Below are 14,070 nucleotides of genomic sequence, written 5' to 3'. Positions count from 1 at the left end.
AAAACACAGATCTTGGTGATAAATACCTTCCTATAAGGATGAGCATAAAAATCACTCAAGGAAAATTGATATTATATTTAGCTCATCCTATTGAGTTTAAAAGCCATACCTGAGCATGTGCTTCTCTCTTTATCATTCAAATATACAAACCAAATTAAAAAAGATAGAAATATCAAATGAAGGAAACATTTAGCTATAAATTCATTCCAGGAAATAATCGTGGATGGAAGAAGAATAAAACTTTGAATAGACAACAATATAGTAATTAATAATACTCTTCTATAAACACCGACATGGAATCGGAATGGGTTAATTATACGTTTATTGCATAGAATAACATTCACATAGATGTAACAGATAAGACTAAACAAGCCTGTACTAAAAGCAGCCCCAGCAACACCGTAGTAAGGCATTAGTATAATAGTAACAACAACATTAGAAATAGCGCAAAACAGTTGAAAACAGACACGATACCAGTATAGACCACTAACTTGCATAAAAGTATTTCTTGAGTTGCCAATCAGGTCAAAAGAACAAGGTATCAGAACAAATAGTAATACCGTGTAAGAATCAAGAAAATCTGGACCTAGCCAAAGGTGAATAAAGTCATAACCAAAAACAACTAGAGTAGAAAGTAAAAAATAAACTGCAATAAATTGGATTCTAGCAACATTTATCAGATTCTCCGTTAAATAGCTCGAGCCCAAATTTTTGTCAACATCTGCTATTAGCTTAGGCGTAAACACTTTTGATACATTAGTTGCCAAAGACATTAAGTATCTATAGAACATTAACCCTACAGCGTATATCGATACACTTTTCACATCAATGAACTCAGCTATTAAAAAGTTGTCCAACTTCATGTAAATTTGCGAAGCAACAACACCTAGAAAGATAGGGGCAGCATATATCCCCACATCTTTAACCAGAGAAGCGTTGATACTCTTACTCGATAACCCAATAGCGATATTTGTTCTTAAGATGGCGTAGGTAGGCTTACTAAGTAATAATATGAGTGATATTGTTACAGTTGATAAAAAAACTTGCTCAACGCCATAACCGAGATAAACCAATAAAACATTTATTATCACTATAGAGAGAGAGCCAATTAATTCCGACAGTTTTAGAAAAAGAAATTTTTCGTTAGATACAAGATATGCGTTGAAAGGGCTGCATAACAGGGTTATCACACCAACAATTCCGCACATTATGAACGACCGTTTTACCAAATAAAGTTCAGAGCCACTCAAATCTATAAACAACCAGCGCCCAATTCCAGAGTAAACGACGCATATAGAAACAATCAAAAGTAAAGATAACAAAGAGTACAAGAAAACCATGTTATCAAAGAGCAAGGTTTGATATTTTGCATCGGTTCTGCCTTGCCTAAAAAAACGTATCAGTGCATCTGAAATGCCTAAATCGAAAACAGTTAGATATGATATTACAGTCATCAACAGAATCAAGACCCCATAATCATGCACGCCAAGGCCCTTTACAAGATATGGAGTAGAAAATAAAGTAATCAGTGCATTAGCAAATATTGTAAAATATCCTATTATAACACCAAATTTTCTATCATTATTCATTAATAATCCGAACTAGTTTTTCATACTTGAAATTATCATTTAAAATATTTTCATTAAGAGGTTCGCTAGCCAATTGGTTAACTAAATCCTCTGACGTTAACAACTCCTTAAAGCCCGAGATGATAGAATCAAGATCGTTATTGACTATCAATCCACTCACTCTATCTATTAATTGTTCATTAACGCCGGAAACTAATGTAGCCAAGACAGCCTTACCACTTATTTTTGCTTCATTTACAACTCCACAAAGCCCCTCATAATAGGAAGTCACTGCCACAAAGCTGCAGAGCCTATAATAAGGAAAAGGATTATCAACTTTTCCGAGTAACACAAAGGTTGTTTTTAGACCATATTCATCAATTTTTTTCATCAAAGCATTTCTGTCTGGGCCATCACCTATTATATACCATGTAAAATGGTAGCCCTGACTTATTAGTCTTTTGTGTGCTTCTAACATCCTGAATATAGCCTTTGATTTATCATCAAGCCTACATACTGAAACTACTGTTTTACCACCATTGTTGAAACAAGGTATGATGCAAGGTTCACTATATCTCACTATCATTTTTTCAGGCGACAGTATATTATACACTACATGTGATTTATCTGATAAGTTTGGGAAAACACTGTCGAACGAATCTTTAGCCGTTTGTGATACGCAAATATAAGCTGAAGTACTATTTTGATATTGTCTTATCTGACTTTGGCTTTTATTATCTTTATCACAAACTGATAAATCATTTCTTATCCAATGTAGTACTTTTCTACTATTGACAACACTACAGCAAAATCTTGGTGATAACCCGTGAAGTGAAACTACCGCTACATCATAGTATTTATTTCTATATTGAAACTCCTTAAAAACCTGTAGAGTACGAGCAAGTACATACCGAATAAGGTCACCAAAATTTATCAGCTTATTAAAAATTCCTTTTGCTTTTTTAAACTCGACGCCATATTGACCATTTCTCAAAAATGACAGCTTAACTCGTTTATCCACACTGGAATCTAGTGCACCTCCTTTCGAATTACAAACTATCTCTACATCCCATCCTTTATCAGCTAAATAACTGGCCAGCCTTATAATTGAACGCTCAGCTCCACCCATGTTCAATATCGAGTAATGAAAAATAATAGACTTCTTCACTGTTTATTCTCTCTCAAATCTATTATTTTATCTGGCTCAAAGGAAATCGTATAGCAAGTATTGAGTAGATAATCTTCTTAAACCAACCGCCAGTAAATACTTTATAAGATAGGTTATTAACAAAAGTAGATTCCTCAACTGGCACTAAATTAAATGGCCGAGTTTCTTTTGACACCTCTTCATTGTAAACTCTCTTATCAGCCACTCTAACATTAACACCGGTACCATCAGCACCAATATTCACAATTCTTGAATACTTAGGATAAACAGTTATTTTTGATTTGCAAAACTGGTCAAATCCCCAAACTACCGACCAGGAATTTTTAGCACCTTCATATTGCCTCCTTAGACGACCAAATCTATCGGCACCACAACAATTAAACTTAAGTACCTCTGTTAAGCTTTTCGCCTTTTTACTGTATTGTTGCATGTTCCAATCTACGTCAACCCATCGGTTTTGCCATGTTCCCCACCCATGACTTGAAGTTCGTGGCATTGCATAAACATCGTTTTCAATATGCTCTGAATTAATCGGGGAGTAACCACTGATTGAACATACTGAAGGGTGGTCATAATAGTAATTAAGTGCCTTATTCATGAACACCAGAAAGTCTGGTGCACAAAGTAGGTCATCCTCCAGTACTATTACTTTACCATAATCCTTAAGAACATCATTTACTCCATTCTTAATAGACTTCGCCAAGCCGAAGTTATCGTTTCGCTCTACCATCGTAAAGCTAAGAAACTTATCTTCCAAATTAAGACTTCTTATAGCACTTCTTACTTCTGCCACTGCATTTATTCCTGACTTATCTTTTGCGCCGTCACTATAGATAATCAGGTGTGAAGATGATGATTGTTCGTTGAGGATAAGGTGCTCTAATGTTCTTTTGGTATGTAAGGGGCGATTGAATACAAACAACACTATAGGTGCTAAACTACTCATTGAACTTCCTCTGATAAATATCACTATAACAATTAAGCATTAATTCGACGTTACTTTCGATAGAGTGATTTTTAGTCGCTTCCATCTTAGCGTTAGATGACATTTCTAAGCATAGGCTTTCATCTTCAAATAGTTCTTTGATTCTGAAAGCTAACAATGTGTGATCATTGGCGCGATAGAAAAGAGCGCTATAACCATCGGTTGCCATATCAGAGACGCCGCCATTATAAGAGGAAACACAAGGCATACCTAGCATCATTGCTTCTCCGAGCGTATTTGGACTATTTTCAATAATAGAAGTCATTACGTATAGATGACTGAGTAACATTGAGCCAATCATCTCTTCCTCTGACATCACCCCTGTGAACGTAACATTGCTTGATAGACCAAGGTGTTCGATTTGCCGTTTAAGTATGCTTCTATACCCAATACGGCCTTTGAGCTTTTCTTTATAGGGGTCTTGACCAGCCACAACTATTTCAATATCTGGATACTCGTCTATTAGCAAACTCACAGCTCTCAATAATACATGCATACCTTTTCGTGCTTGAGCTGAATTACCAACAAACAACCTGTGACGCTTTATTTTATCTTTTTGCCATGTGTTTTCGTAAAATCCAGACCGTAATATGCGAGAACAATTATAGTAAGGTGCTTTTTTGTTCAAAAAGTAAGAGTGAGCTTTATCCCAATGTGTCCTACCTAGAATGTTTTTCGCGTATGACAAGGTTTCCTGCTCTAACTTTTTCCTTTTTTTAAAATAGAAAAGTTTATTTAAATACAGAATAGAAAGGTCAAAGGAGTTATGTAGTTTAGACAAAAGACCATGATTATAAAGGTTTAAAGCGGGCACTTCATAGGGGTCGTAACCGTTCAAAATGCCTTGCATAGAGACAACGTTTTCTCCCGACCAAGTTTTTAAAAACCTGAGAGCTTGAGCAGATTCGCTACCTTCCACATGCAAAATATCTGGTTCTGCGCTCTCTAATACCCAGTTGCAATCGCTTTGTTCGATATCGAATCTATCAGACTTAGATATTGGTACTATGAAGCATTTAGTACCGTTGATATTAATTGTAGTTCTTTTTTTAACATTAGCACGCATTACAACACTGAGTGAAATATTTGGTTGTTTTTCTAGCTCATTGAGCATATTGGTGACCCAACCACCAAAAGGAATTTTCTCATGGCCCAGAACTTCTGCAACCTTTGGTATCAATAAATTTACCACCCATAAAACTTTCATTTCCACCCCGAATTATAAATAAAAATCTCTGAATCTATCAGTATAGCCCTCGATAGAAAATGGGTTTCTATCATTGCAGTTATCGACCATTTTAAAGTAAGTAGTTTCATCAGTAAGAATAGTCGCCTTAAAAGCGCAGCTTATTGCATCCACTGACTCTCCTTTAATTAAATGACCATTTTCTCTGTGTTTTATATATAACCCCACATCGCCAACATCATTTGTGATTACGGGTGTAGAACATGCAATAGACTCAACAATTTTTGTAGAAAACCCCGCTTTAGAGACTCTGTTATTCGGCCTGACCAAAACAGTGTAATTCGCTTCTCTTAACGCATCCAAGGCTGATTGGTGACTAACCCTTCCAAAAAACTCTATCTTCCCCCTAAGTTTGCTCAGCGTATTTGAGTGTTCTGGAAACACATCCAAATATTGTTTCTCTGTCAAACCCAATATATTAAACTTGAAAGACAGCCTATCTTCCTCATCATGAAGTTTTTCAAATGATCTGAGTACTAAATCGACATGATCTTTTTTCATTCCAATGCCAGGGCTGCCCGCATAAAGAAAAGTCACGCACTTGTCTAAGGTTTTAGTTTGATAGACATCCCATATTTTTCTCGACTTGTCTGTTGAGAAAGGTAATAAAAATGTACTTTTTTTTCTGTAGAAATCGGTTAAATATGTAGAAGTGCATATGATTTTATCTACTTTAGTAGCCAAAATCCTCATTCGCAGTTCAGTAGCAAAGTAACGTATAGAATCTCGAACAAAGCCACTACCGTCCCAACCGTACCACTCAGTAAGATCAAGGTTTATCGCTATATTACTCTTACGACAGAAATATATTAGTTTTGCTAGAGCTATAGGTGGATAGTTATAAGCAATGATAGAATGTACATTTTCACTTCCAATTCTTTTAACAAAATTTACTATAGCACCAATATCCAAGTTAAACTTTACATTCTCGTTACAGCCATCAATTGAAAAACATGGTATTCCCTCGAAAATCGCATTTTCTTCATTATCAGGCATTTTTCCCATGATAATTGGCTCAAGCTGAATGCTTTTTAAAAGTCTTGCATTTTCAATAGCTCGATGAGCTGATGCATTCATGTTTGGTAACTTAAAGCCACCTACTATAATTACATGTCTATTTTTCTTTTTCATATAAGCTCAACAGTGCTGGAAATAACAATGACATTGCTAACCCAAAACTCATCGCTATATTATTTAAAGCAAAGAGAAAAAAAGTTACCACAAACGTCGGAAAGGTAATACTGTATAAAAACCGATTTGTAATTAGTATCTTTACCTGCCTATACAGGATTACAAACAAAAATATCGAACCAATAAAAAATCCATATTGAGCAAAGTTATCTAAGACCTGAGAGTGCTTCCCAATCGGATCCCTATAAATTGTTCCAAGTATTGGGTTATCAAAAAAAAGGACAAAACTGCGTTCATATCTCTCTACTCTGTCATCTACTGTGCCTGTACTTTGACCTTGAAAATAATGTATTAGATCCGATATCTTTAGCTGATAGTTAGAACCATCAAGAACTTTTGATATCATCTGTAAAATTTCAATTTTGTAGACCCAAAAAATCAGCAATAAGAGCGTATAAATCAAGGCGTAAAATAATGACATAAAACTAAATTCCTTCCCTGAAACAAAGAAGAAAATGTAGCAAAACACCAAAAGTATCAATGCTGCACTATACTGTGCCTTTAGAACAACCACGCTAGCAAAGACTATATTTACAATTATTAACGCTATAAATGATATTTTTTGGGGAGTAGAGATTTTAAAATACTTCAAAGACGGAAGTAAAAAAGAGACATATAAAACTGAAAAATATATCAGAGAAAACCCACCCACACCGCTTTGACTCAATTTTACAGCTTCATCACTACTACGAATAACTATACGAGCAGCCCTCACATTTTCTTCTAAGCCAACATATGTCATAAAGAGCCATACAGGCATTAAAGTTAAAGTAATCAACAATACCGGCTTAAGTTTTTCATAGCCTTTAACATAGTAAGACTCACCTATTATGACAAACACTAATAGTATATATAACTGCAATCCCGAAATTATATTTGCCACACCTTCAGCATAGTAGTTAACAATCAAAGTGTATACAACATAAACCAACGTGATAATACTTAATATTGTAGGCTTGAAAAATATTCCATTTTTATAAGTCAATTCTAAAGCAAACCAAAGTGATAGTGAGATTAAAGCAATCAGTCTACCAATAGAACTATAAGCAAGTATGGGTGATGTCACCCATACTGACAAATACATTAAGCATATAACCTGTATATGTTCTAACTTACGTCTTTCAACAATCATTTTTTCGTTTTTATATAGAATTGGACAGATACCACTCTGTCGAGATAGCTATGCCTCTTTTAATGTTGTATTCCGGTTGATATCCCAGTTGCTTGGTTGCTTTAGAAATATCGGCTTGAGAGTGTCTAACATCACCGACTCGAAAATCTCCATACGTTGGAGGTTTATCATATTTGCATGATAGTTCAGATAGCGATAGATTAATGTAATTAAACAGTTCATTAAGCGTAGTTCTATCACCAAGCGCCACATTATATACTTTATCTTTCGATGAATCTTTAGCAGTAGCGGCCAGTATATTCATTTGAACAACATTTTCGACAAAACAGAAATCACGACTGGTTTCTCCATCACCATTGATTAATATTGCATCACCTTTAATCATAGCTGAAGTCCACCTAGGAATAACAGCGGCATATGCACTATCAGGATCTTGCCGTGGTCCAAAAACATTAAAGTAACGTAGACCTATAGATTTGAATCCATATGAGCGTGCAAATACGTTAGCATATAGTTCATTCACGTACTTTGTAACTGCGTAAGGTGATAAAGGGCTTCCTATATTTTCTTCTATTTTAGGTAACGCCGGATGGTCTCCATACGTTGAACTACTTGCAGCATAAGTAAAACTTTCGACTTCGGATTCCTTTGCAGCCTTAAGAATGTTGAGAAAACCTGTAATATTTGCTGCATTTGTGGTGATAGGATCAGCTATGGAACGAGGCACTGATCCAAGTGCTGCTTGATGTAACACATAGTCAACTCCGTTCATCACTTGATGACAAACTTTTATGTCGCAAATATCACCCTTAACTAAAGAAAAACGGCTCCACTGCAACTCTGAAACTAGTTTTTTTACATCATCTAAATTATGCTGATGTCCTGTAGAGAAATTATCAAGACCTATAACCCTCTGATTTAAATTAAGAAGTGCTTCGAGCAAATTTGAACCAATGAAACCGGCAACGCCAGTAATCAACCACGTTCTTGGTGATTCGGATAGTATTTTTTTTACATTTTCGTATTGGGTCATAGTGGTTTAGCCATATCACATTGAAAAATTATAATTTAATTAGAGCATATATACTGAAGAGCTTACACTTAATCTTTTATAGGGGTAACATAAGTTCATTAGCTCAATTTTATAATGCCCTCTGAAGGTTAGCATAATAAGGCCAATAAACGTTTAAATTAAGCTATAGCCGCATATCAACACTTTCTTTTGAAAAAGTATATTTCAGGTCGTAAATGACATGGTTTGGCTTTCCGAGTTCACGAACTTTTTCGACGCCCATCTCCTTGAACTCATCATGTGCAACCGCTACTATAATTCCATCATAGTGGTTAGGTTTGTTAATATTACATAAACTCAGGCCATATTCAGATTCTGACTCTTCATTTGTACACCAGGGGTCAATTACATCAACATTTACATTGTACTCTTTTAACTCTGAAATAATGTCTACCACTTTGGTGTTGCGCAAATCAGGGCAATTTTCTTTAAATGTTAACCCCATTACTAACACATTCGCTCCTTCTACGTGAATGCGCTGCTTAAGCATTTTTTTGACTAATTCTGAGACGACGTACTTACCCATACCATCATTTAAACGACGCCCTGCAAGAATCATTTCTGGGTGGTAACCTAAAATTTGTGCTTTATGAGTGAGATAATACGGGTCAACACCAATACAGTGTCCACCAACCAACCCTGGGCGGAATGGTAAGAAGTTCCATTTAGTACCTGCAGCTTCCAACACCTCTAGCGTATCTATTTTTAACTTATTAAAAATAATTGACAGCTCATTAATCAATGCAATATTTACATCCCGTTGTGTATTCTCAATGACCTTTGCTGCTTCGGCAACTTTAATACTAGATGTTTTGTGTGTTCCCGCTGCAATAATCATTTTATACAATTGATCAACTAATTCAGCGATTTCATCATTTGAACCACTAGTAACTTTAAGGATATTTGTTACTCTGTGCTCTTTATCCCCAGGGTTGATGCGCTCTGGAGAATATCCAGCGAAGAAATCTCTGTTAAATGTTAATCCTGACACTGACTCTACAACTGGAATACAGACCTCTTCTGTAGCACCTGGATACACCGTAGACTCGTAGACTATGACGTCCCCTTTACTGACGATAGAACCTAAAGCTTCGGACGCTCTTATCAATGGAGTAAGGTCTGGCTGTTTGTGTTCATCAATTGGTGTAGGAACAGTGACTATATAAATATTTGCATCTTTAAGTTCAGATAGATTATTGGTGTAACAAAGCAGTTCTGCGTTTAGCAACTCTTCCTCTGAACACTCGAGTGTTGAATCTTTACCATTTCTTAGCTCGTCAATGCGGGATTGACTAATATCATAACCCAAAGTTGGTAACTTCTTACCAAACTCCACGGCTAGAGGTAAGCCAACATAGCCCAAACCAATTATCGCTATTTTAGTATTTTTAAACATATAATTCATAGGTAACTTATCTTTTTAACTGTTACTTTATCAAGTCAATTTCAGAAAATTTAACGTAGCTAATTTTCGTGTTAAAAAATTTATTCAATAGCAGTTATTATATTATGCATCATTTCCACTCAATATAATCTCGCGCTATTGTTTATTAAAATTCACTAAGATTTATCACTCGTGTAAGCGTAATTATAATATCCATATCCATAGGTACTCGAAGCTTTCCTTTCTAGTGCGTTAAATATTACTCCCCTGACAACAACTCCAGCTTGATCAAACCGCGACTTTGCGATTTCTAGCTCTTTCACTGTACTTTGACCATAGCGCGCCACCATCAAAGTCGTACCAGCCAACGCGCCAACAATACTTGGGTCGGTTACAGCTAGCACCGGCGGCGTATCAATTATGACTAAATCATAGTTATTGCTTGCCCAATCTATAAAGTCAGTAAATCGGGGGTGCATTAAAAGTTCTGACGGATTCGGCGGTACTTGACCACGAGTTACGACTTCAAGACCATGAATCGAAGTTTGCTTAATTATTTTTTCAATCGGTAATTTCCCACTCAGATAGTCTGACAGACCATCATCCCATTTAATGTTGAAAGAACGTTGTAGGTAGCCTTTTCGCATGTCCGAATCAATGAGCAGCACTTTTTGACCAGTCTTGGCAGCGACGGCTGCAAAGTTAGTTGAAACGAAAGATTTACCAATATTTGGTGCTGGCCCTGAAATCATCAGCACGTTATTTTTCGCTTCAAGCATCGCAAAGTGTAGACTTGTGCGGAGAGCACGCAATGCTTCAATTGACAGATCGGCAGGGTTAACCTCGGCAAGTAGGTTGCCTTCGCTACGTTTTTTCTTCATCCGCATTGACATCAGTTCTTGCTGCTCAGACTTCGGAATCGTGGCGTAAACAGCAATACCTGCTGTTTCTATCTCTTCTGGATTCTCTATACCACGATGCAACGCTGCTTTAACGAGCACAAAAGAGACACTAATCATGCCGCCAAATAACGTAGCGACTACCACGATAAGTGATTTTTTGGGCTTTACCGGGCTTGTATTGGATTGAGCGCTATCTATAATTCGTACATTTCCTACAGTACCTGCCTTCATTATATTTAGCTCTTGTACTTTGTTAAGAAGCTGTACATAGATTTGTTGGTTGACTTCTACATCGCGCGTCATACGCAGGACTTCGCGCTGGGTCTTCGGCAATTGCTGGATTTGGTGGTTGAGTCGCTCTCGCTCCCCAAGTAGTGTTTCCCGTTTTTCCAAAAGTGAACGATAAGCTGGATGATCCTTGGTAAACCTCTGGCTAATTTCGCTTTCTTTGAAGGTCAAATCATTTAGCTTTGCTTCAAGCTCAACCATCACTCTGAGTGCAGATTGAGCCTCTAAACCAAGGTCGACAGATTCATTATCTTGCCGATATTGATTTAAGCGATCTTCAGCAACTGTTAGGCTATCCTTAATGTCAGGCAGGTGTCCTTTTAAAAATAATAGGCTTTTTTCTGCCTCTGCTGATTGTCGCGCTACATTCTGAAGAAAGTAGTTTTGACTAATATCGTTAAGTACTCGCTCAATAAATTGTTTATGCTCGCCCTCGAGTGAGAGTTGAAGGATACCTGTCTGGTTACCTCGCTCTGAAATTGATAACGCCCGATTTAGACTGTTAATTGCATTAATCCGTGCGGTTTTACCTAGTGAGTAGGCTTGCTCTTTGTCACCACGTAGTTCAGTAACAAATATGTTAAACCCATTATCGCTAGCAAGTTCGCCGACTCGCCCTTTTAACAGCACTCGCTCATCACCGTCTACAACCTTAAACCCCAGGTTCTTTGAATCTGTTTGCACCAAAACCAAAGTTTTATCTTGCTTATACTGCCAATAGTCAGGAAGCTCAAGGCGACCGATATCTATATACCCTTGAGTACCACGAAGCCTCGCTAACCCTTTGCCAACAAACGGAGTATAAATGGGTCTTGCTATCGTCGCTAGATTTAGTTTATCGACAGTTTGACCCAGGACCATGCGGGACTTAATCAGCTCAATTTCGGTCGTAGCCGAAGAATCTTGGGCAAAAAGATCACTCATACCGTTACCCAGTAGCGTCGATACACCACCAGATTTTTTCTCAACCTGGATCAGTGCATCAGCTTTGTAGATTGGGGTTGAGAGCGTGGCTATCACCACACCTGTGATACCAAAGAGAATAGTGATAATAATTATAGTCCAGCGACCATCAAGTAGGACACCAAACATCTTGCCAAGGTCGATCACATCATTGGCTGGTATGTAAGAATTGGGTTGATTAACACTCATAAATAATCTAGTTCTTCTTATCAATCGTTCTACCTAAAAAGGCTGCTAGTATTGCTATCGAATTACCATGAACGGACTCGATTAATACCTGATGTCAGGTTATTAAATCCATTAATAGTTGGTACAAGCTGAGAAACTACACGATTCCAGCGAGCCAACGGCGCAGCGGTCACATAAACTACATCGTAAGGCCTCAGCTCAAACTCAGTGCCAAGCACAAGCGCAGAGGAATCTTGGATATCTAGTTGATAAATATTGGCAATCGGGGATTGATCATCACTACCGTCTTGCACACTCCGGATGACAAATACGCCCGTTGCATCCGCAGAGAGTTCGTTGATGCCGCCAACGCTACTCAATGCTTCAGTCAGGCTCATGCCTGCTCGGTCAATCTTGAGTAACTGCGGATCGTTCACTTCACCCATCACAAACACTTTTTGATTGTCGTTGCGCGGCACATGGACGATATCACCAGGGCGTAGCAACCGGTTGTGAGTTAAATCGCCACGCTGCATTAGTGCATAGAGTGATAAGTGCTGCTCTTCACCTTGACGAGTCAGAGTCACATTGCGCCAGTCAGCATCACTGGCAAGGCCGCCAGCAGCGTTAATCGCATCTAATAGTGTCAATGGTACATTGGTGATGGCTTGCTGCCCCGGGCGATTCACTTCACCGGTAACGTAGGATTTTTGTGAGCGGAATGCCGCTACGTTAACATCTACCTGTGGGCTTTCGATATAGGTTGTTAGCCGTCTGGTTAACTCTTCACGTACCTCAGTCACGGTTTTTCCCGCCACCTCAACCTTACCAATATAAGGGTAGAAGATAGAGCCATCGGCATGAACCCAGTTACCCGCTTCGGCTGAGCTTCGGAACGATCCTGCTGGAATCGTCAGCTCCGGGTGGTCCCAAATGGTGATATTAAGGATATCACCCGCACCAATCACATAGTGGTAATTCTCCAGTTCAGCATCCAACGCAGGGTTTGGCTGCGACGCAACCAGTTGCGAACGGTACTCGCGTACACGTTGTGGCGTGATCGGGTAGATATTCACCTGCTGGCTAATATCTGCTGATTCAGATTCGCCGACCACCTGACTATCATCATAGCTTAGGTGTGAACCTGGTACGGCGCAGCCTGCTAGCGTCATTGTGATCAAGGCGCTTAGTAATAACTTCTTCGAATGATACATAGACTTCTTATTAAAGAGGCGAGAAGCGAAAGGCGAGAGGCAAGGTAGCAACTGGCCGACGAGTCTCACTGACAATTATCGTAATTTGTTATAGCTTTCTTGACCAAGCTTGGGCGGATTGCTCAAGAAGATCATATGCAAAATCAAACGCTTCTCGGCTTTGGCGATATGGGTCCGGGATCTCTTTGCCACCAATCCATTGGCCAAATAGCATGGCTTTGCCTCTTGCCTCTGGGGCGATTGAAGACACCGCCTCTAGGTGCTTCTTTTCCATCACCAAGATCAAATCGTAGGCTTGGCAGAGTTCACGCGTGAGCTGCTGAGCGACATGCGCGTCAAGTTCAACGCCGTGCTCTTTTGCAACTTGTGTGGCCATGCCATCGGCAGGGTTGCCGACCAAGGCACCAACGCCAGCCGAATCGATTTGTTTATGAGGGAGTAGACTTTTGAGCAGGTACTGCCCAGTGGGTGAGCGACAGATATTACCGACACAAACCACCAGAATCTTATTAAACATGTTTTATTCACCTAAGTTTGAGTATCCGCTCGGGATACTAACTTAAAAATCATTAGCCCAATTCAATAGGCTTGAGTACAGGGTTAAAGATATGGAGGCTGAATATGAATCTAGGGACCCTAGATTGCGGTGTAAAGCAACAAAGTTCGTCATTCCTTGAGCCAAGCGCCGCTTTTCGAGCAACTGCCTTGTTGATTGGCATTCATCCATGTAGTTTTTTAACCACTATGCCCACAGCATAGAGAGGGTGTATTTTTTGTTACAACTGAGCA

The 14,070-nt window shown here is 38.5% G+C and carries 11 protein-coding genes; all 11 read right to left on the bottom strand.

The annotated features are described in order from the left end of the window. Positions 1-77: 77 nt before the first annotated feature. The 11 genes from ACSTTG_RS15580 to ACSTTG_RS15530 all read right to left on the bottom strand — a co-directional run bounded on the left by ACSTTG_RS15580 (position 78) and on the right by ACSTTG_RS15530 (position 13,798). Positions 78-1,589, bottom strand: coding sequence for a lipopolysaccharide biosynthesis protein (locus ACSTTG_RS15580; RefSeq protein WP_438475472.1), 1,512 nt, complete (start codon positions 1,587-1,589; stop codon positions 78-80). Beyond that, complete coding sequence (locus ACSTTG_RS15575; protein WP_438475471.1) at positions 1,582-2,736, bottom strand: glycosyltransferase; 1,155 nt, start codon at positions 2,734-2,736, stop codon at positions 1,582-1,584. The genes ACSTTG_RS15580 and ACSTTG_RS15575 overlap by 8 nt, the downstream gene beginning before the upstream one ends. A gap of 22 nt (positions 2,737-2,758) precedes the next feature. Further along, positions 2,759-3,682 carry a glycosyltransferase family protein gene (locus ACSTTG_RS15570; RefSeq protein ID WP_438475470.1) on the bottom strand — a complete coding sequence of 308 codons (924 nt, stop codon included), beginning with the start codon at positions 3,680-3,682 and terminating at the stop codon, positions 2,759-2,761. After that, on the bottom strand, positions 3,675-4,928 hold the full coding sequence (locus ACSTTG_RS15565) for a glycosyltransferase family 4 protein (protein WP_438475469.1): 1,254 nt from the start codon (positions 4,926-4,928) through the stop codon (positions 3,675-3,677). The genes ACSTTG_RS15570 and ACSTTG_RS15565 overlap by 8 nt, the downstream gene beginning before the upstream one ends. A gap of 12 nt (positions 4,929-4,940) precedes the next feature. Then, positions 4,941-6,098, bottom strand: a complete 1,158-nt coding sequence (locus tag ACSTTG_RS15560; protein WP_438475468.1) for a glycosyltransferase — start codon at positions 6,096-6,098, stop codon at positions 4,941-4,943. After that, a complete protein-coding gene (locus ACSTTG_RS15555) occupies positions 6,082-7,242 on the bottom strand; it encodes a hypothetical protein (RefSeq protein WP_438475467.1) in 1,161 nt (386 codons plus the stop codon). Before ACSTTG_RS15555 ends, ACSTTG_RS15560 begins: the two co-directional genes overlap by 17 nt. A gap of 58 nt (positions 7,243-7,300) precedes the next feature. Further along, positions 7,301-8,323 (bottom strand): NAD-dependent epimerase/dehydratase family protein, encoded by a 1,023-nt coding sequence (locus ACSTTG_RS15550; RefSeq protein ID WP_438475466.1) that lies wholly within the window; start codon positions 8,321-8,323, stop codon positions 7,301-7,303. A 163-nt stretch (positions 8,324-8,486) separates the two neighbouring features. Beyond that, entirely contained in the window at positions 8,487-9,767 is a 1,281-nt protein-coding gene (tviB, locus tag ACSTTG_RS15545) for a Vi polysaccharide biosynthesis UDP-N-acetylglucosamine C-6 dehydrogenase TviB (protein WP_438475465.1), read from the bottom strand. Between the two features lie 155 nt (positions 9,768-9,922). Continuing rightward, positions 9,923-12,088 carry a polysaccharide biosynthesis tyrosine autokinase gene (locus ACSTTG_RS15540; protein ID WP_438475464.1) on the bottom strand — a complete coding sequence of 722 codons (2,166 nt, stop codon included), beginning with the start codon at positions 12,086-12,088 and terminating at the stop codon, positions 9,923-9,925. A 62-nt stretch (positions 12,089-12,150) separates the two neighbouring features. Beyond that, positions 12,151-13,281, bottom strand: coding sequence for a polysaccharide export protein (locus tag ACSTTG_RS15535; RefSeq protein ID WP_438475463.1), 1,131 nt, complete (start codon positions 13,279-13,281; stop codon positions 12,151-12,153). Between the two features lie 88 nt (positions 13,282-13,369). Next, entirely contained in the window at positions 13,370-13,798 is a 429-nt protein-coding gene (locus ACSTTG_RS15530) for an arsenate reductase/protein-tyrosine-phosphatase family protein (RefSeq protein ID WP_438475462.1), read from the bottom strand. Positions 13,799-14,070: the final 272 nt, after the last annotated feature.

This window comes from Vibrio glycogenivorans, from assembly GCF_051660965.1.
GTDB lineage: Bacteria > Pseudomonadota > Gammaproteobacteria > Enterobacterales > Vibrionaceae > Vibrio.
The sequence above is the reverse complement of the archived record's forward strand: the minus strand, read 5'-3'. Positions and strand labels throughout refer to the sequence as shown.

Excerpts from the sequence above, each read along its gene's own strand:
- ACSTTG_RS15535 (WP_438475463.1), bottom strand. The coding sequence starts at position 13,281 with ATGTATCATTCGAAGAAGTTATTACTAAGCGCCTTGATCACAATGACG.
- ACSTTG_RS15565 (WP_438475469.1), bottom strand. The coding sequence starts at position 4,928 with ATGAAAGTTTTATGGGTGGTAAATTTATTGATACCAAAGGTTGCAGAA.
- ACSTTG_RS15560 (WP_438475468.1), bottom strand. The coding sequence starts at position 6,098 with ATGAAAAAGAAAAATAGACATGTAATTATAGTAGGTGGCTTTAAGTTA.
- tviB (WP_438475465.1), bottom strand. The coding sequence starts at position 9,767 with ATGAATTATATGTTTAAAAATACTAAAATAGCGATAATTGGTTTGGGC.
- ACSTTG_RS15540 (WP_438475464.1), bottom strand. The coding sequence starts at position 12,088 with ATGAGTGTTAATCAACCCAATTCTTACATACCAGCCAATGATGTGATC.
- ACSTTG_RS15555 (WP_438475467.1), bottom strand. The coding sequence starts at position 7,242 with ATGTATTTGTCAGTATGGGTGACATCACCCATACTTGCTTATAGTTCT.
- ACSTTG_RS15580 (WP_438475472.1), bottom strand. The coding sequence starts at position 1,589 with ATGAATAATGATAGAAAATTTGGTGTTATAATAGGATATTTTACAATA.
- ACSTTG_RS15570 (WP_438475470.1), bottom strand. The coding sequence starts at position 3,682 with ATGAGTAGTTTAGCACCTATAGTGTTGTTTGTATTCAATCGCCCCTTA.
- ACSTTG_RS15530 (WP_438475462.1), bottom strand. The coding sequence starts at position 13,798 with ATGTTTAATAAGATTCTGGTGGTTTGTGTCGGTAATATCTGTCGCTCA.
- ACSTTG_RS15550 (WP_438475466.1), bottom strand. The coding sequence starts at position 8,323 with ATGACCCAATACGAAAATGTAAAAAAAATACTATCCGAATCACCAAGA.